This is a genomic window from Reyranella sp. (genome assembly GCF_965279625.1).
In the GTDB taxonomy this organism is placed as follows: domain Bacteria; phylum Pseudomonadota; class Alphaproteobacteria; order Reyranellales; family Reyranellaceae; genus Reyranella.
Window position 1 is genome coordinate 3,400,175 of record NZ_OZ257251.1, and the last position, 16,786, is coordinate 3,416,960.

A 16,786-nucleotide genomic window follows, 5' to 3' on the forward strand; every position below is an offset into this window, starting at 1 on the left:
GTCACTCGGCCTTCATGTAGCTGTCCTTGAGCGCGATCTTGCCGTCCTTCACCTCGTAGAGGTCGATGCCGTAGCGATCGAACGGCTTGCCGGCATGGTCGATACCGGTGGCGCGGAAGGTGCCGAACAATTTGTCGCCGGCGCGATGGATGCTGGCCTCGGAGAAACGCACTTCGCGATGCGCCGTGCTCTTGTCGGCGAAGTGCGCGCGCAGCGCCTCCTTGCCCTTGAGCACCCGCCCGGTTGGCGCGCCGCCGGTATTCAGGCGCCATTCGAAATCGTCGGTCACGCAGTCGGCGATCGCGTCGACATCGGCCTTGTTGAAGGCCTTGCCGAAGCGGCGGAACAGGTCGTCGATGGCATCGGCCATGGAATCCTCCCAGGGTTACTTGGTCTTGAGCAACGATCCGAAGCAGAGCGCGATGTCGTTCTTCACGCCGGCCTGCGTAACCGCGGAGAGATCGTAGCGCGAGGTCTTGCACTCCGAGGCCATGACCTCGATCTCCTTCGCCTGCACGTCGCCGCGGTAGCGCAGCAGGCGGGTGTTGGACGCTCCGCTGGTATGGATGGTCAGCATGAGGGTCGGGCCGCTCTCGGGCGCGGTCTTCTCGTCGGGCGAGAATTCCAGGGTCGAGATATTGGCATCGTGGCCGGCATGGCGCAGGGCATCGACGGCCTCGTCGAGTTCGGGCCGGATGATGTCGCGGCACTTGACCCAGAAGGCCTGCACGAAAAGGTCGGTCTCGGCGTTCATCTTGCCTCCCTATGTTTGTTGGGCGGGACCCTAGCATCATCCCGGCGGTTAAATCTCCACCCCTAGATCTCCCACGGCGGCGGCGAGAACTTCTCCAGAATGAAATCGATGAAGGCCGTCACCTTCGGCGCGAGATGCCGACGGTGCGGATAGACCGCATGGATCGGGATCGGCTGTTCGGCCCGGAACGCCTCCAGCAGCGAGACCAGCTCGCCGTTCTTGATGGCCGAGGCGACCGTCAGGCGAGTCAGGCGCACGATGCCCAGCCCCTGCAGCGCCAGCCGCATCTGGGCCTCGCCCTCGGTGACGGCGACCCGGCCGCCGACCTCGATCTCGCGGATCTCGCCATCGATGCGGAACGGCCAGCGGTTGAGATAGGTGCGGTCGCGCGAGACGATGCAGTTGTGGCGCGTCAGGTCCTCCGGCCGCTGCAGCGGGCGACGATTTCGAAGGTAGGCGGGCGAGGCGCAGACCAGCCGAACATCCTCGCCGATCTTGCGCGCCATGAAGCTGGTGTCGGCCAGTCGCCCGATTCGGATCGCCACATCGACCCCTTCCTCGATCATGTCGACCACCCGGTCGGTCGGCATCAGCTCGAGCTGCAGCAGCGGATAGCGTTCGAGGAACTCCGCGATGACGGGCGCCAGCTGATGGGTCGAGAAAGCGAGCGAGGTCGTGACCTTGAGCAGTCCGTGCGGCGTGCCGCTCTGGCCGCTGATCTGGTTCTCCAGGGTCTCGATCTCGCCCACGATGCGCCGCGCCGTGGCGTAGAACGCCTCGCCCTCTTCGGTGAGGCTGATCGCCCGGGTGGTGCGCTGGAGCAGCCGCACGCCCAGCCTCGTTTCCAGGCGCGTCACCAGTTTGCTGACCGCCGACGGGGTCAGGCCGAGGCTGGGCGCAGCAGCGGAAAAGCCTTTCGAATCAACGACCCGGACGAAGGCCGCCATCTCGCTCGCATGATCGATCATTGCGCCATTAATGAATAGTATTCACGAGTGTTGGTCATACACTCCGTATTAACCCCCAGGAAGAACGGAATTAGTTCCTTTCAACCCTTGGAGGTCTTTCCCATGTTTACGACGCCTTATCCCACCATTGCCGAACGTCGCGCCCTAGAAGCCCGTGCGCTGCGCCTGCGGGGCGCCGCCGTGGCCGGCCTCATTCGCCACTTCGCCCGCTGGGTTTCCGCCGCGGCTCGCTAACGTCGCGTCGCGGGGCAGGCCATGAGCGGGATCTGGGCGCAGTACGCCCGCTACAACCGGCTGGCCAACGAGAAGTTGTATGCGGCCTGCGCCGGGCTCTCCGGTGCCGAGTACCGTCGCGATCTCGGCGCCTTTTTCGGCAGCGTGCACGGTACGCTGAACCATCTGCTGCTGGGTGACCGGATCTGGATGGCGCGGTTCGAAGGCGGCGCGCATGTGTCCACTGGCTTGGGCGCGGTCCAGTTCGAGAAGTTCGAAGCGTTGCGCGCGGAACGCGAGCGCCTCGACCGTCATATGGAGCATTTCTTCGCGAACCTGCCCGAAGGCTTCGAAGGGGGCAGCGTGAGGTACGTCAACAATTCCGGTTTCGACACCGAGGATCCCTGGTCGGTGATCCTGCCGCACTTCTTCAATCACCAGACCCACCACAGGGCCCAGGTGCACACGCTGCTCTCGCAACTGGGGCACAAGCCGCCGGTGCTCGATCTGCATCGCGTGCTGCGGCCCGATCCGACGTAACTTCTCCTTGTCGTCGTGAGCGCAGCGAAGGACCTGGCGGAACGACCAGAGCACTCCTTATCGGACGTTAGAGCCTTCGCTGCGCTCAGGATGACAGGGGCGGGGAGTCTTGCGAATAGAAGACACACCCGCCGCTTTCAGTAACACAGTCGCCGCTTCACGCGCCGCCGCCGCGACCTTGGGGTCGCCGCGTACGATGGCGGCGGCGATGGCGCCATCGATCAGGATCTGGAGCTGCAGCGACAGGGATTCGGCCTCCTCGATGCCGAGCTGCTGCAACAGCGCCTGAAACCAAGTGCGCCGTTGTTCCTTGAAGGCCAGCGCGATCCTGTTGGCGGCGTGCGCCGGCTCCTTGAGCTCGGCCACGGCGTTCACGAAGGGGCAGCCGCGAAACACACCGGTCGCGATCGTGCGCTCCAGCCGGTCGAAGGCGCCCATAATCTGTTCCAGCGGAGGCCGGTCGGACGGCGGCGCGGGTTTCAGCCGGCGCGACAGGTAGGCCACGATCAGATCGTCTTTCGACGGGAAGTGATTGTAGAGCGTGCGCTTGCTGATGCCGATCTCGGCCGCGATCGTGTCGACGCCGACGGCACGGATGCCCTGGCCGTAGAATAGCCGGTCCGCCGTCTCGAGGATGCGTTCCTGCATCGCTGCCCTGACATCCGCTCTCGCCATGCCGTCTTGACCTTTTTCCGGTGCCGTCCGTAGATTACACAGAATTGTGTAATTTCGGAAGGGCGCTGCCATGACCACCCTCAAGGACCTGCGGCCCGTCCTGCCGATCCTGATCGGCGCCTCGGTCATGTTGAGCCTCGGCATGGGCGTGCGCCAGAGTTTCGGCCTCGTGATGCCGTCGCTCACGCGCGACATCGCGCTCACGGTCTCCGACTTCGCCCTGGCCATGTCCGTCCAGAACCTCGCCTGGGGTTTCCTGCAGCCGGTCGCGGGAGCGCTGGCGGTGCGGCTGGGCTTTCGGCCGATCATGGTCGGTGGCGCGGCCCTCTACGTTGCCGGGCTCGGCCTGTTCTCGAGGGCGGACGGCATGACCGGCGTGATGCTGGGCGGTGGTGTGCTGATCGGGATGGCGCTGGCCTGTACGGCCTCCGCGATCTCGCTCGCCGTGGGCGCCCGCGCGGTGCCGGCAAAGTCGCGCAGTTTCGTGCTGGGCGCGATCACCGCGACGGGCTCGCTGGGGGCGCTGCTCTCGGCGCCCCTCGGCCAGACCCTCACGGTCGAGTTGGGGTGGCGCGCCGGGCTGCTGGGCTTCCTCGCGCTGACCGTCTTCATGCTGCCAGCCGCCTGGATCGCGGGCCGGATCGACCGGTTGGCCCCTCCGACCCCGGCGGCGGGCGACATCAGTGCAGCGTCTCCGCGGATCGCACTTCGCGCGGCGCTTCGCCACCCGTCCTTCCTGGTGATGACGGCCGCCTACTTCGTCTGCGGCATGCAGCTGCTGTTCATCACCACGCACCTGCCGTCCTATCTCGCGATCTGCGGCATGGATCCGTCGCTCAGCGCCGGCGCGCTGGGCGCGATCGCGCTGTTCAACGTGTTCGGCAGCCTGTTCTTCGGCTGGGCCGGCGGTCACTGGCCCAAACTCGGCCTGCTGGGCGGCATCTACATCGCCCGCTCGATCGTGCTGGCCTGCTATTTCGTGATGCCGCCGACGCCGGTCAGCACGCTCGTCTTCGCTTCGGCGATGGGCTTCCTGTGGCTGGGTGTCGGCCCCCTGGTCGCAGGATCGGTGGTCGAGATGTTCGGCCTGCGCTGGCAGGCGATGATCCAGGGCGTCGCCTTCATGAGCCACCAGGTCGGCAGCTTCGTCGGCGCCCTGGGCGGCGGCCTGCTGTTCGACGCGCTGGGCTCCTACGATCTCGCCTGGCGCCTCGGTGTCGCGATGGGGCTCACCGCCGGCATCGTGCAGGTGGCGTTCGCGCTGATGCGCCCGCCACCTGCGCCGACACCTATTGCGGCTTGAGGTCCGGCTTGATGTCCTGCTTGCGCCATTTGAAGCGCAGCTCGGCCAGACCGACGGAGAGCACATAGAAGACCGGCGTGAAGATCAGGCCGAAGATCGTGACGCCGATCATGCCCGAGAACACCGCGGTGCCGAGCGACTGGCGCATCTCCGCGCCGGCGCCCGTGCTGATGACCAGCGGCACCACGCCCAGGATGAAGGCGAGCGAGGTCATCAGGATGGGACGCAGGCGCGTCTTGGAGGCGGTGACCGCCGCGTCGAAGCGGTTCATGCCCTGCTCATGCGCCTGCTTGGCGAACTCCACGATCAGGATGGCGTTCTTCGCCGCCAGACCGACCAGCACGACGAGGCCGATCTCGACCAGGACGTTGCGGTCGAGGCCCCGGATGTTCACGCCGATCATCGCCGCGAGAATACACATCGGCACGATCAGGATGACGGCGAGCGGCAGCAGCCAGCTCTCATAGAGCGCCGCCAGCAGCAGGAAGACGAACAGCACGGCCAGGCCGAAGGCCAGGATCGCGGTGTTGCCCGCCAGCTTCTCCTGCAGCGCGATCTCGGTCCACTCGAAGCCGAAACCTGACGGCAGCACCTTCTCCGCCAGCGCCTCCATGGTGGCGATGCCCTGCCCCGAGGAGTAGCCGCGCTGCAGGGCCACCTGCACTTCGGCCGCCGGATAGAGATTGTAGCGGGCGACACGGTAGGGACCGGTGATGTCCTGGAAGGTCGCGACGGCGCCGATCGGCACCATCTCGCCGCTCACGCTGCGCGTCTTGAGGTTCTCGACGTCGCGCAGCGTGAGGCGATAGGGATCGTCGGCCTGCACGGTCACGCGGTAGGTGCGGCCGAGGATGTTGAAGTCGTTGACGTAGGCCGAGCCCATGTAGGCCGACAGCGTCTCGAAGACGCGCGAGATCGGCACGCCGAGCTGCTCTGCCTTGGTGCGGTCGATGTCGGCGAAGATCTGCGGCGTGCGCGTATTGTAGAGCGTGAAGGCCTGGGTGAGGCCCGGCGCCTGTCCGGCCGCCCCTGCAAGCGCCCAGGTGGCGCCTTCGAGGGCCGTCAGTCCGCGCGACGCCCGGTCCTGCACGTAACCCTTGAGGCCGCCGCCGGTGCCGATGCCGGGCACGGCGGGGGGTTCCAGCACGAACACGAAGGCTTCGCGCAGCGCGAACATCTGGCCGCGCAGGTCGGCCAGGATCATGTCCTTGGTGATGCCCGGCCGTTCCTTGAACGGCTTCAGGGTCACGAAGATCACGCCCGTGTTCGGCGCGTTGGTGAAGGTCGCGCCGTCGAAGCCGACGAACGAGACGGCGTTCGCCACGCCCGGTCGCGACATGATGATCTCGCTGGCCTTGCGGACCAGCGCGTCCGACCGCTCGAGCGTCGAGCCGGCGGGAAGCTGCATGGCCGCGATCAGGTAGGAGCGGTCGAGCTGCGGCACCAGACCGGTCGGGGTCGAGGCGAGGCGGTTCTGGGTGAGCGCCAGCAGGCCGGCATAGATGACCAGCATGATGAAGCCCATGCGGATCACCCGCGCCGTCATGCGACCGTAGAAATTCGACAGGGCCTCGAAACCGCGGTTGAAGTGGTCGAAGAACCAGCGGACCGGCCAGGCAAGCCGCTCCATCAGGCCGGGCTTGGGCTTCTCGACATGCGACAGCGCATGGGTCTTCAGCAGCAGCGCCGCCATCGCCGGCGACAGCGTCAGCGACACGAAGGCCGAGATCGCGGTCGAGGCAGCGATGGTGATGGCGAACTGCTTGTAGAAGGTGCCCTGCAGGCCCGTGATGAAGGCCGTCGGCAGGAACACCGCGATCAGCACCAGCGAGATCGCGATCAGCGCGCCGCCGACCTCGTCCATCGTCTTGTGCGCCGCCTCCTTGGGCGACATGCCCTGTGTCAGGTAGCGCTCGACGTTCTCGACCACGACGATGGCGTCGTCGACCACGATGCCGATCGCGAGCACCAGGCCGAACAGCGACAGGGTGTTGAAGGAGATGCCCGCCGCCGCCATGATCGCGAAGGACCCGATCAGCGAGACCGGGATGGCGAGGATCGGGATGATCGCCGCGCGCCAGGTCTGCAGGAACAGGATCACGACGATCACGACCAGGATCACCGCTTCGAACAGGGTCGTGATGACGGCGTCGACGGAGGCCTGGATGAAGGTCGTGGGGTTGTAGACGATCGTGTAGTCGAGGCCCGACGGGAAGGTCTTCTTCAACCGTTCCATCTCGGCGATGATCGCGTCCGAGGTGGCGAGCGCGTTGGACCCCGGGCGCTGGAAGATGCCGAGCGCGGTGGCCGTCTTGTTGTTGAGGTAGGCATTCAGCGTGTAGTCCTGCGCGCCCAGCTCGACGCGGGCGATGTCGCGCAGGCGCGTCACCGACCCGTCCGGCTCGGCACGGATCACGATGTTCTCGAACTCCTCGGGCGAACTCAGCCGCCCCAGGGTGCGCACCGACAGGGTGAACCCACCCGGCGACACCGCCGGGGCCTGGTTGACCGCGCCCGCCGCCACCTGGAGGTTGGCCGCCCGCAGCGCCAGCACGACTTCGCCGGCCGTCAGGTTGCGCGCGGCGACCCTCGCGGGATCGAGCCAGACGCGCATCGAGTAGTCGCGGCCGCCGAACACCAGCACGTTGCCGACGCCGTCGACGCGGGTCAGCACGTCCTTCACGTAGAGCGTGGCGTAGTTCGATATGTACTGCTGGTCGCGGCTGCCGTCCGGCGAGACCATGTGCACGACCATCATCAGGTCGGGCGAGGCCTTGCGGACCACGATGCCGAGACGCTGCACGTCCTCGGGCAGGCGCGGCTGGGCGACCGCGACGCGGTTCTGCACCAGCACCTGCGCCTGGTCGATGTCGACGCCGGGCTTGAACACGACGTTGATCGACAGACGACCGTCACCGGTCGACTGCGATTCGATGTAGAGCATGTCGTCGACGCCGTTGACCTCGAGCTCGATCGGCGTGGCGACGGTCTCGGCGATCACCTCGGCGGAGGCGCCGGGATAGGTCGCGGTGATGTTGACGGTGGGCGGCGCGATCTCGGGATATTCCGCCACGGGAAGCCCGCGCTGGGCGATGAAGCCCACGATCACGATGATGACCGAGAGCACCGATGCGAAGATCGGCCGGTCGATGAAGAAATGTGAAAAGCGCATGGGGGGGCCCTTACTTGGCCTTGGCGACGATCTCGCCCTTCTGGGGCACGACCTTCGCACCGGGCCGGACCATGGGATTGGCGAGGCCGTCGAGCACCACCTTGTCGGTGGGCGTGAGGCCGGAGCGGATCACGCGCAGGCCGTCGACGAGCGTGCCCAGCGTGACGGGCTTGGCCTGCACCACGCCGTCGTCGCCGACGGTGAAGACGATCTTGCGTGCCTGGTCGGAGATGATGGCCGAGTCGGGGATCAGCAGCGCGTCGTACTCGCCGCCGAACAGCTGCAGCCGGCCGAAGATGCCTGGCGTCAGGAGCTGGTCCTTGTTGTCGACCAGGGCGCGCACGCGGATCGTGCCCGACCGCGCGGTCATCGCGTTGTCGACGAAGTCGACCTTGCCGGTGCGCTTCCAGTCGGTCTCGTCGGACAGACGGATGCGGACGGGATTGGCCCCGTCACGCGAGGAGGCAAGGGCGCCCGACAGGATCAGGCGATTGTAACGCAAATGATCGGCCTCGGAGATGTCGAAGACGAAGCGAATGGGATCGAGCGTCACGATCGTGGCGAGCAGCGTCGCGCCGGTCTGGCCGCCCGAGATCAGGTTACCGGCATCGACCTTGCGATCGGAGATGCGACCGGCGATCGGCGCCGTGACATGCGTCCATTCGAGGTTGAGCTGGGCGTTGCGCAGGGCCGCCTCGGCGGACTTGAGCTGGGCGCGGGCGACGGCGAGCGTCGACTTGCGCGAATCCTGCTCCGCCTCGGTGATGGTGCGGGAGGAAATGAGGGAAGCGCCGCGACCGACCTGCAGCTCCGCCAGATCGACCTGGGCCTTGTTGCGCGCGACTTCGGCTTCCGCCGATTCGACGGCGATCTCATAGGGCCGCTTGTCGATGGTGAAGAGCGGGTCGCCCACCTTCACGAGCTGGCCGTCGCGGAAATCGATCTTGTCGATGAAGCCCGACACGCGCGCGCGCACTTCGACCGACGCGACGGCTTCGAAGCGACCGGAGTACTCGTCCCACTGCGTGACGCGCTTGGCGATCGGCTCGGAGACCGTGACCGGCATCGCCGGCGGGCCGCCCTGGGCGAAAGACGCGACGGGAAGAGCGCAAAGGAAAAGACTGGCAAGAGCCAGGAAGCGGCGACGGACGGACACTTGTAGACTCCCCCGCGAACATTTTGCGTCGCGAAGTCGACATGTGGTTGCAGTGCAACCCAGTGTCAATTGCTGCCGAAGTAACTGAGATGCATGACAGAAACCGCTTTTGCGGTGCTGGCATTGCCAGCCGACAGAACACATTTTGAAACAAACGGATCAATAATATTCCGAGAGATTCGTTCGTTGCAGACCGAGGCTTCGGCGGGATAGTCTCGGAGATCTTTTTTCGGGGGATCATATGCTCAAGCGACTTTTCGCTGCCGGCGCCGCGTTCGGCGCCATTGCCTTTACGGCCGCCAGCGTCTCGGCGCAGACGCCGTCGACGCTCGAAACCGTGAAGAAGCGGGACCAGGTCATCTGTGGCGTCAATGTCGGGCTCGCCGGCTTCTCGCTGCCCAACAGCCAGGGCAAGTGGACCGGCCTCGACATCGACATGTGCAATGCCGTGGCCGCCGCCGTGCTGGGCGACGCGACCAAGGCCAAATACGTGCCGCTGTCGGCGCAACAGCGCTTCCTCGCCCTGCAGTCGGGCGAGATCGACGTGCTGGTCCGCAATTCGACCATCACGCTCGAGCGCGATGCTGGCCTCGGCATCCAGTATGCCGGCATCAACTTCTATGACGGCCAGGGCTTCATGGTGCCGAAGAAGCTGAACGTGAAGGGTCTCGCAGAGCTGGCCGGCGCCACGATCTGCGTCGCCCAAGGCACGACCCACGAGTTCAACATGGCGAGCTGGTTCCGCGGCCGGAACCTGCAAATCAAGGCCGTCGTCTTCGAGAGCCAGGACGTCATGTACGAGGCGTTCTTCGCCGGCCGTTGCGATGCCATGACCCAGGATTCCTCGGCCCTCGCGTCGGCGTTGGCGACCCGCGGCAAGCAGGCCGACTACATGGTGCTGCCCGAGCTGATCTCGAAGGAGCCGCTGGGCCCGTTCGTTCGTCGCGGCGACGATGTCTGGATGACCGTCGTGCGCTGGTCGTTCATGGCGATGCTCGAGGCCGAGGAGCGCGGCATCACCAAGGCCAATGTCGACGAGCAGTTGAAGTCGACCGATGCGCTGGTGAAGCGCTTCCTCGGTGTCACGCCGGGCAACGGCAAGGCGCTGCAGATCGACGAGAAGTGGGCCTACAACATCGTCAAGCAGGTCGGCAATTACGGCGAGAGCTTCGAGCGCAACGTCGGCATGGACAGCCCGCTCAAGCTCCCGCGCGGGCTCAACGCCCTGTGGACCAAGAGCGGCCTGATGTACCCGGTGCCGCTGCGCTGAGGCACGCCGCGGAGACGGAACGATGACCGGCGGGCCTCTGAGCGCATCGATCGTCGAGGCCTACGAGCTGTTGTCGCCGCAACTCAAGATCGCGGCGCGCTACATGCTCGACCGGCCCGACGACGTCGCCCTGCTCTCGATGCGCGAGCAGGCGCGACGTGCCGGCGTGCCGGCCGCGACCATGACGCGGCTGGCCAAGCGGCTGGGACTCGACGGCTACGACGAAGTCCGCGCGCTCTATGCCGGTGCGGTGCGCTCGGGGGCGCTGGGCTTCGCGGGCAAGGCCGGCGTTCAGGTCGAGGTGCAGGGGCTTCACGGCGAGCGCGCGCTGGCCGCCGACATGGCGCGCTCACTCTCGCGGCAGATCGCGCAATTGGCCGAACCCCAATCGCTGGAACGGCTGGCGGTTGCCGCCCGCCACCTTCACGCGGCCCGTCGCGTCTACTGCCTCGGCCTGCGCTCCTGCCACGCGGCGGCCTGGCACTTCCACTACATGCTGTCGCTGCTGGGCGACAAAACCGTGATGCTCGACGACGCCGGCGGCACCGGCCTCGACGCCATCCGCGACGCCGGGCCCGACGACGTGCTGCTGGCCGCCAGCGTCGAGCCCTATGCCCGTGCTGCGATCGAGGCCGCGCACTACGCCACCGCCGCCGGCGTGCCGCTGGTGGCGATCACCGACAGCGAAGTCTCGCCGCTCGCCGCGCGCGCCACCGCCACGCTCCTGGTGGCGACCGACAGCCCCTCCTTCTTTCACACCATGACGCCGCTGCTGGCGGTCGCCGAAATCCTCGCCGCGCTGGTGGCCGGAGCCGGCGGCAACCGGGCGCTGGAAGCGCTCGAGCGCACCGAAGCCCAGCTTTCGGCTTTCGGCGTCCACCTGCCACGTCGCCTTCCCCGGAAAAGACCATGACCCATATCCTGCATCGTCAGATCGGCTCGTCCCTTCCCGTTGCCGCCAGCGGCTCGGGCATCGAAATCGTCGACAGCACCGGCAAGCGCTACCTCGATGCCTCGGGCGGGGCGGCCGTCTCGTGCCTCGGCCACGGCCATCCCGCGGTGACCGCGGCGCTGCACGAGCAGCTCGACAGGCTCGCCTATGCCCATACCGGCTTCTTCACGACCGACGTCGCCGAACGGCTCGGCGACCGCCTGATCGAGGATGCGCCCAAGGGCCTCGGCCACGTCTACCTGGTGAGCGGCGGCTCCGAGGCGGTCGAGGCTTCCCTCAAGATGGCGCGCCAATACTTCACCGAGCGCGGCGAGACGGCACGCCGCCACGTCATCGCGCGGCGTCAGAGCTATCACGGCAATACGCTGGGCGCGCTGGCGGCCGGCGGCAATGCGTGGCGGCGCGCGCCGTTCTCGCCGCTGCTGATCGAGACGCATCACATCGATCCCTGCTTCGCCTATCGCTTCCAGCAGCCGGGCGAGTCCGACGAGGCCTATGGGCTGCGGGCCGCCGACCTGCTGGAAGAGAAGATCCTCGAGCTGGGGGCCGGCACGGTGATGGCCTTCGTCGCGGAGACCGTGGTCGGTGCGACCTCGGGCGCGGTGCCGCCGGCGCCGGGCTACTTCAAGCGCATCCGCGAGATCTGCGACCGCCACGGCGTGCTGCTGATCCTCGACGAGGTGATGTGCGGCATGGGCCGCACCGGCACGCTGCATGCCTGCGAGCAGGAAGGCATCGCGCCCGACCTGATGACCATCGCCAAGGGTCTGGGCGGCGGCTACGAGCCGATCGGCGCGGTGCTCCTGGGCAAGCATATCTACGAGACCTTCGCGAAGGGCAGCGGCTTCTTCCAGCACGGTCATACCTACATGGGACATCCCATGGCCTGTGCCGCGGGCCTTGCCGTGCAGGAGACGATCCGGCGCGACGATCTTCTCGCCAACGTAAAGGCGATGGGCGCGCTCCTGCAGCGCCGGCTGGGTGAGCGATTCGGGAATCATCCGCATGTCGGCGACATTCGCGGCCGCGGTCTCTTACAGGCGGTCGAGCTGGTCGAGGATCGCTCGACCCGCGAGCCGTTCGATCCCGCCCTCAAGCTCCATGCGAAGGTGAAGAAGGCGGCGATGGCGCGCGGCCTCATGGTCTATCCGATGGGCGGCACGATCGACGGACAGCGCGGCGACCATGTCCTGCTGGCCCCGCCGTTCATCGTGACCGCCGAGCAGATCGGCGACATTGTCGATCGTCTCGGCCGCGCAATCGACGACGCCCTCGCGCAAGGCGGGTGACGAAGCTTTCTGCCGCGACGGCGGAACGTTTGGCGTAGCGCGTCGTTTCCCCCGGTGTTTCTGCGCCCGCGAGCTGAGTTGCTCCGGGCCGGGTACACCTGCGACAGGGGGACGTCTTCTTGACCTCGGCTACGCTCACCGTGAAGTCCTAGCCAGATGGCCGTGAACGTTCCACCGGCCCGCGTCGCCGTGCTGGCGGTCGTCGTGGTCGCGGTCGTCGCCGCGGCGGTCTACTGGTTTGCCCTGCGCGAGCCGAAGGCGCCGCCGGTCGCCGCCACGCCACCGCCACCGGAAGTCGGCGTGGTCCAGCTCGCGACAGCCGACGTGCCGCTGCCTCTGCGCTATTCCGGCCGTGTGTCGGGCTTCCGCGTGGTCGAAATCCGCTCGCAGGTTGGCGGCATCCTGCAGAAGCGCGAGTTTACCGACGGCGAGCCGGTAAAGGCGGGCGCCGTGCTGTTCCGCATCGATCCGCGCAGCTTCGAGGCCTCGCTGGCACGCGCCAAGGCACAGGAGGCCCAGGCCCAGGCGACGCTCACCCAGGCCAGTGAGAACTTCACGCGCGTCGAGGGACTGGCGGCGCGTCAGGTCTCCACGCAGAAGGCATTGGAAGACGCGACCGCTGCCCGCGAGCAGGCGACCGCGGCCCTGGCGTCGGCCAAGGCCGATGTGCAGACCGCAAACCTCAATCTCGAATACACGGTGATCAAGGCACCGATTGCCGGCCTCACCAGCATCGAGGCTTCGCCCCCCGAAGGCACGCTGATTCAGCCGCAGCAGACGCTGTTGACCAGGATCACCCAGCTCGATCCCGCCTATGTGTATTTCACCACGACCGATGGCGAACTGCGGGAGCTCAAGGAGATCAACGCCACGCGGGCCCGGCCGCTGACCGAGAGCGACGTCACCGTGAAGCTGCGGTTCGGCAATGGCGACCTCTATCCGCTGGACGGCCGGGTCGACACCAGTTCCGGCATCGTCGATCCGCGCACCGGCACGGTTCAGATCCGAGCGGTCTTTCCCAACGAGGAGCGCGGCTTGCTGCCCGGTCAGTTCGTTCGGGTCGACATCCTCGGCGTCACCATGCCGAACGCGATCCTGGTGCCGCAGACGGCGATCGTTCAGGGGCCGCAGGGAGCGGCCGTCTACGTGCTCGAAGCCAATGACGTGGCGCAGCTGCGCCCGGTCAAGCTCGACCGCGAGGTCGAGCGGGGCTGGATCGTGAAGAGCGGACTGAAGGCGGGCGAAAAGGTGGTCATCGACGGCGTGATCCGTGTACGGCCCGGGATGAAGGTGATGCCGGTGGCGCCCGCTGCACCCGCTGCCCCTGCGACTCAGGCGGTGCCTGCCGGAAGCGGGACCAGACCGTGATCTCCAAGTTCTTCATCGACAGGCCGGTCTTCGCCAGCGTCCTGTCGATCGTCATCGTGCTGGCCGGGCTCGTCGCCATGCGGGCGCTGCCGATCTCGCAGTATCCGCAGATCGTGCCGCCCGACGTGGTGGTGACGGCGAGCTACCCCGGCGCCACCGCCGAGACCATCGCCTCGACCGTGGCGGCGCCGCTGGAACAGCAGATCAACGGCGTCGAACGCATGATCTACATGCGCTCGACCTCGACCGGCTCGGGCACGATGAGCCTCACCATCAGCTTCCAGATCGGCACCGATCCCGACCAGAACGCCATCAACGTCAACAATCGCGTCCAGCGTGCGCTGCCGCTTCTGCCGGCGGAGGTGTCGCGTCAGGGTGTCGTGGTCCAGAAGCGCTCCTCTTCGATCCTGATGGTGATGGCCATGTCGTCGCCGGACCGGCGCTACGACACGGTGTTCATCAGCAACTACGCGCTGGTCAACGTGATCGACGAGCTGCGCCGCCTGCCGGGCGTCGGCGACGCCGCCCTGTTCGGGGCCTCGGATTACTCGATGCGCATCTGGCTGCGGCCCGACAAGCTCGCGCAATACAATCTGACGCCGGGCGAGGTCGCGGCGGTCGTGCGCGAGCAGAACTCGCAGTTCGCCGCCGGCCGTTTCGGCGAGGAGCCGATGAAGAACCCCCAGGCGTTCACCTATTCGGTGACGACGCCGCCGCGGCTGGTCGATCCCACGCAGTTCGAGAACATCATCATCCGCTCCGACGAGATCGGCGGGGCGCTGCGCCTGAAGGACGTGGCGCGGGTCGAGCTGGGCGCGCTGACCTACGGCTTTTCCGCGATCTTCAACGGTGCGCCCGCGGTCCCGATCGGCGTCTACCTGCAGCCCGGCGCCAACGCGCTGGAGGTCGCCCGGTCGGTCAACGAGACCATGCAGCGCATTTCCAAGCGCTTCCCCGACGGGCTGCGCTACGACGTGCCGTTCAACACCACGCGCTTCGTGGAGGTGTCGATCGAAGAGGTGGTCATCACCTTCATCGAGGCGATCGTCCTCGTGGTGCTGGTCGTCTTTCTCTTCCTGCAGAGCGTGCGCGCGATGATCATCCCGGTCATCGCCATCCCGGTCTCAATCATCGGCACCTTCGCCGGCATGTACCTGCTGGGCTTCTCCATCAACCTGCTGACCCTGTTCGGACTGGTGCTGGCGATCGGCATCGTGGTCGATGACGCGATCGTGGTGCTGGAGAATGTCGAGCGGATCATGACCACGCAGGGCAAGAGCCCGCGCGATGCCGCGATCCAGGCGATGCAGGAGGTGACGGGTCCGGTCATCGCCATCGTCCTGGTCCTCTGCGCGGTGTTCATCCCCGTCTCCTTCCTGGGCGGGCTGGCCGGCGAACTCTATCGTCAGTTCGCGGTGACGATCGCCGTCTCGGTGGTGATCTCGGGCATCGTGGCACTCACGCTGACGCCCGCGCTGGCGGCACTGATCCTGAAGCCCGGCCACGAAAAGCCGTGGTGGCCCTTCGCCCAGTTCAACAAGGGCTTCGACTGGGTGACCGAGCGCTACACCGGCGGCGTGTCGTTCCTGCTGAAGCGCACGGTGCTGGGGCTGGCGGGCTTCGCCGTCCTCATCGCCGCGACCGTCTTTCTGTTCCAGCGCGTGCCGGGCGGTCTCGTGCCCAACGAGGACCAGGGCTACGTCTTCCTGGTGACCGCCCTGCCGCCCGCCGCATCGCTCTCGCGCACGCGCGAGGTCACGGCCAAGGCCACAGAGGAGCTGGGCAAGAACCCGGCCGTGGCCAACGTCGTCACCTTCTCCGGCTTCGATCTTCTGTCGGGTGCGCAGAAGACCAACTCGGGCGTCTCCTTCGTCACCTTGAAGGACTGGTCGGAGCGCAAGGAGCCGGCACAGGATGCACGCAACCTTGCCCCATCGTTCGCCGCCCTGAACGCCCATTTCCGCGACGGCGTGGTGATCGGGTTCAATCCGCCGCCGATCCAGGGCATGAGCACGACAGGCGGCTTCGAATTCTACCTGCAGGATCGGTCCGGCGGCTCGCTGGCGAGCCTGGCGGAGGCCGCCAACAAGGTCGTGCAGGCCGCCGCCAAGCGGCCGGAACTCACGGGCGTGTCCACCACCTTCACGACCGGCGTGCCGCAGTACCGGATCGACGTCGACCGCGACAAGGCCAAGGCGATCGGCATCCCGATCAACTCGATCTTCGACACGATGCAGAGTTCGTTCGGCAGCCTCTATGTCAACGACTTCACTTTGTTTGGCCGCACCTATCGCGTCAGCCTGTCGTCCGAGCCCGACTTCCGCGAGAAGCCGGACGATCTGCGCCAGGTCTTCGTGAAGTCCGACAAGAACGTGATGGTGCCGCTCAACGAGCTGGTGACGGTGACGCGCATCGTCGGCCCCGACACGGTCGACCGCTTCAACATTTTCCCCGCGGCCAAGATCCTGGGCAATCCGGCGCCGGACTATTCGTCGGGGCAGGCGATCGCGGCCATGCAGCAGGTCGTGGCCGAGACCCTGCCCGGCGACTACACGATCGGCTGGACCGGCTCGGCCTATCAGGAGCTGGCCAGCCAGGGCGCCGGCAGCCTCGGCTTCGTGTTCGGCATCGTCATGGTGTTCCTGATCCTGGCGGCGCAGTACGAGCGCTGGTCGCTGCCGCTCGCCGTCATCACCGCCGTGCCCTTCGCGGTGTTCGGCGCGCTGCTGGCGGTCTGGATCCGGGGCCTGGAGAACGACGTCTATTTCCAGATCGGCCTGATCACGCTGATCGGCCTCGCCGCCAAGAACGCCATCCTGATCGTCGAGTTCGCCTCGCAGCGCTACCAGCAGGGGCTCTCCGCCTACGATGCGGCGATGGAGGCGGCCAAGCTGCGCTTCCGGCCGATCGTCATGACCTCGCTCGCCTTCATCCTGGGCGTGGTGCCGCTGGCCATCAGCAGCGGTGCCGGCTCGGCGAGCCGCCATTCGATCGGCACCGGCGTGATCGGTGGCATGCTGGCCGCCACCTTCGTCGCCATCCTGTTCGTCCCGCTGTTCTTCCGTCTGCTGACCCGGAAGAACAAGGAAGAGCCGAAGCCGCCGGAGTCGAAGCCCTAGCCCAATC

Annotated in this window: 14 protein-coding genes; 8 read left to right on the forward strand and 6 right to left on the reverse strand. The window is 66.8% G+C overall.

Annotated elements, in window-relative coordinates; translation table 11 throughout:
• Position 1 precedes the first annotated feature (1 nt).
• The 3 genes from ACQY78_RS16505 to ACQY78_RS16515 form a co-directional block, all read right to left on the reverse strand.
• Positions 2–370 carry a nuclear transport factor 2 family protein gene (locus ACQY78_RS16505; protein WP_425068784.1) on the reverse strand — a complete coding sequence of 123 codons (369 nt, stop codon included), beginning with the start codon at positions 368–370 and terminating at the stop codon, positions 2–4.
• 15 nt (positions 371–385) lie between these two features.
• Complete coding sequence (locus tag ACQY78_RS16510; RefSeq protein ID WP_428676814.1) at positions 386–754, reverse strand: hypothetical protein; 369 nt, start codon at positions 752–754, stop codon at positions 386–388.
• A gap of 62 nt (positions 755–816) precedes the next feature.
• Positions 817–1,722 carry a LysR family transcriptional regulator gene (locus tag ACQY78_RS16515; RefSeq protein ID WP_428676816.1) on the reverse strand — a complete coding sequence of 302 codons (906 nt, stop codon included), beginning with the start codon at positions 1,720–1,722 and terminating at the stop codon, positions 817–819.
• A 102-nt stretch (positions 1,723–1,824) separates the two neighbouring features.
• Here ACQY78_RS16515 and ACQY78_RS16520 point away from each other — a divergent pair, with 102 nt between their 5' ends.
• Both ACQY78_RS16520 and ACQY78_RS16525 read left to right on the forward strand, forming a co-directional pair.
• Positions 1,825–1,956, forward strand: a complete 132-nt coding sequence (locus ACQY78_RS16520) for a hypothetical protein (protein ID WP_428676818.1) — start codon at positions 1,825–1,827, stop codon at positions 1,954–1,956.
• A gap of 21 nt (positions 1,957–1,977) precedes the next feature.
• Positions 1,978–2,475: a DinB family protein gene (locus ACQY78_RS16525; protein ID WP_428676819.1), complete on the forward strand. Its 498-nt coding sequence runs from the start codon at positions 1,978–1,980 to the stop codon at positions 2,473–2,475.
• Positions 2,476–2,532: 57 nt separating this feature from the next.
• On the opposite strand, the gene ACQY78_RS16530 is transcribed toward ACQY78_RS16525, so the two are convergent.
• Complete coding sequence (locus ACQY78_RS16530; RefSeq protein ID WP_428676820.1) at positions 2,533–3,222, reverse strand: TetR/AcrR family transcriptional regulator; 690 nt, start codon at positions 3,220–3,222, stop codon at positions 2,533–2,535.
• Here ACQY78_RS16530 and ACQY78_RS16535 point away from each other — a divergent pair.
• Entirely contained in the window at positions 3,221–4,453 is a 1,233-nt protein-coding gene (locus ACQY78_RS16535; protein ID WP_428676822.1) for an MFS transporter, read from the forward strand. The genes ACQY78_RS16530 and ACQY78_RS16535 overlap by 2 nt on opposite strands.
• Here ACQY78_RS16535 and ACQY78_RS16540 read toward each other — a convergent pair.
• Together ACQY78_RS16540 and ACQY78_RS16545 are read right to left on the reverse strand one after the other, a co-directional pair.
• Positions 4,440–7,625: an efflux RND transporter permease subunit gene (locus tag ACQY78_RS16540; RefSeq protein WP_428676824.1), complete on the reverse strand. Its 3,186-nt coding sequence runs from the start codon at positions 7,623–7,625 to the stop codon at positions 4,440–4,442. The genes ACQY78_RS16535 and ACQY78_RS16540 overlap by 14 nt on opposite strands.
• A gap of 10 nt (positions 7,626–7,635) precedes the next feature.
• Positions 7,636–8,781, reverse strand: coding sequence for an efflux RND transporter periplasmic adaptor subunit (locus ACQY78_RS16545; RefSeq protein ID WP_428676826.1), 1,146 nt, complete (start codon positions 8,779–8,781; stop codon positions 7,636–7,638).
• A gap of 241 nt (positions 8,782–9,022) precedes the next feature.
• Here ACQY78_RS16545 and ACQY78_RS16550 point away from each other — a divergent pair, with 241 nt between their 5' ends.
• From ACQY78_RS16550 to ACQY78_RS16570, 5 genes are all read left to right on the forward strand, one after another.
• A complete protein-coding gene (locus ACQY78_RS16550; RefSeq protein ID WP_428676828.1) occupies positions 9,023–10,051 on the forward strand; it encodes an amino acid ABC transporter substrate-binding protein in 1,029 nt (342 codons plus the stop codon).
• Between the two features lie 22 nt (positions 10,052–10,073).
• Positions 10,074–10,964, forward strand: coding sequence for a MurR/RpiR family transcriptional regulator (locus ACQY78_RS16555; RefSeq protein WP_428676830.1), 891 nt, complete (start codon positions 10,074–10,076; stop codon positions 10,962–10,964).
• The gene (locus ACQY78_RS16560; protein ID WP_428676831.1) at positions 10,961–12,292 is read left to right on the forward strand and encodes an aspartate aminotransferase family protein; all 1,332 of its coding nucleotides are present in this window, start codon (positions 10,961–10,963) and stop codon (positions 12,290–12,292) included. The genes ACQY78_RS16555 and ACQY78_RS16560 overlap by 4 nt, the downstream gene beginning before the upstream one ends.
• 156 nt (positions 12,293–12,448) lie before the next feature.
• Positions 12,449–13,660 carry an efflux RND transporter periplasmic adaptor subunit gene (locus ACQY78_RS16565; protein WP_428676832.1) on the forward strand — a complete coding sequence of 404 codons (1,212 nt, stop codon included), beginning with the start codon at positions 12,449–12,451 and terminating at the stop codon, positions 13,658–13,660.
• On the forward strand, positions 13,657–16,779 hold the full coding sequence (locus ACQY78_RS16570) for an efflux RND transporter permease subunit (protein ID WP_428676833.1): 3,123 nt from the start codon (positions 13,657–13,659) through the stop codon (positions 16,777–16,779). Before ACQY78_RS16565 ends, ACQY78_RS16570 begins: the two co-directional genes overlap by 4 nt.
• Positions 16,780–16,786: the final 7 nt, after the last annotated feature.

Excerpts from the sequence above, each read along its gene's own strand:
- ACQY78_RS16505 (WP_425068784.1), bottom strand. The coding sequence starts at position 370 with ATGGCCGATGCCATCGACGACCTGTTCCGCCGCTTCGGCAAGGCCTTC.
- ACQY78_RS16510 (WP_428676814.1), bottom strand. The coding sequence starts at position 754 with ATGAACGCCGAGACCGACCTTTTCGTGCAGGCCTTCTGGGTCAAGTGC.
- ACQY78_RS16515 (WP_428676816.1), bottom strand. The coding sequence starts at position 1,722 with ATGATCGATCATGCGAGCGAGATGGCGGCCTTCGTCCGGGTCGTTGAT.
- ACQY78_RS16520 (WP_428676818.1), top strand. The coding sequence starts at position 1,825 with ATGTTTACGACGCCTTATCCCACCATTGCCGAACGTCGCGCCCTAGAA.
- ACQY78_RS16525 (WP_428676819.1), top strand. The coding sequence starts at position 1,978 with ATGAGCGGGATCTGGGCGCAGTACGCCCGCTACAACCGGCTGGCCAAC.
- ACQY78_RS16535 (WP_428676822.1), top strand. The coding sequence starts at position 3,221 with ATGACCACCCTCAAGGACCTGCGGCCCGTCCTGCCGATCCTGATCGGC.
- ACQY78_RS16530 (WP_428676820.1), bottom strand. The coding sequence starts at position 3,222 with ATGGCAGCGCCCTTCCGAAATTACACAATTCTGTGTAATCTACGGACG.
- ACQY78_RS16540 (WP_428676824.1), bottom strand. The coding sequence starts at position 7,625 with ATGCGCTTTTCACATTTCTTCATCGACCGGCCGATCTTCGCATCGGTG.
- ACQY78_RS16550 (WP_428676828.1), top strand. The coding sequence starts at position 9,023 with ATGCTCAAGCGACTTTTCGCTGCCGGCGCCGCGTTCGGCGCCATTGCC.
- ACQY78_RS16555 (WP_428676830.1), top strand. The coding sequence starts at position 10,074 with ATGACCGGCGGGCCTCTGAGCGCATCGATCGTCGAGGCCTACGAGCTG.
- ACQY78_RS16560 (WP_428676831.1), top strand. The coding sequence starts at position 10,961 with ATGACCCATATCCTGCATCGTCAGATCGGCTCGTCCCTTCCCGTTGCC.
- ACQY78_RS16565 (WP_428676832.1), top strand. The coding sequence starts at position 12,449 with ATGGCCGTGAACGTTCCACCGGCCCGCGTCGCCGTGCTGGCGGTCGTC.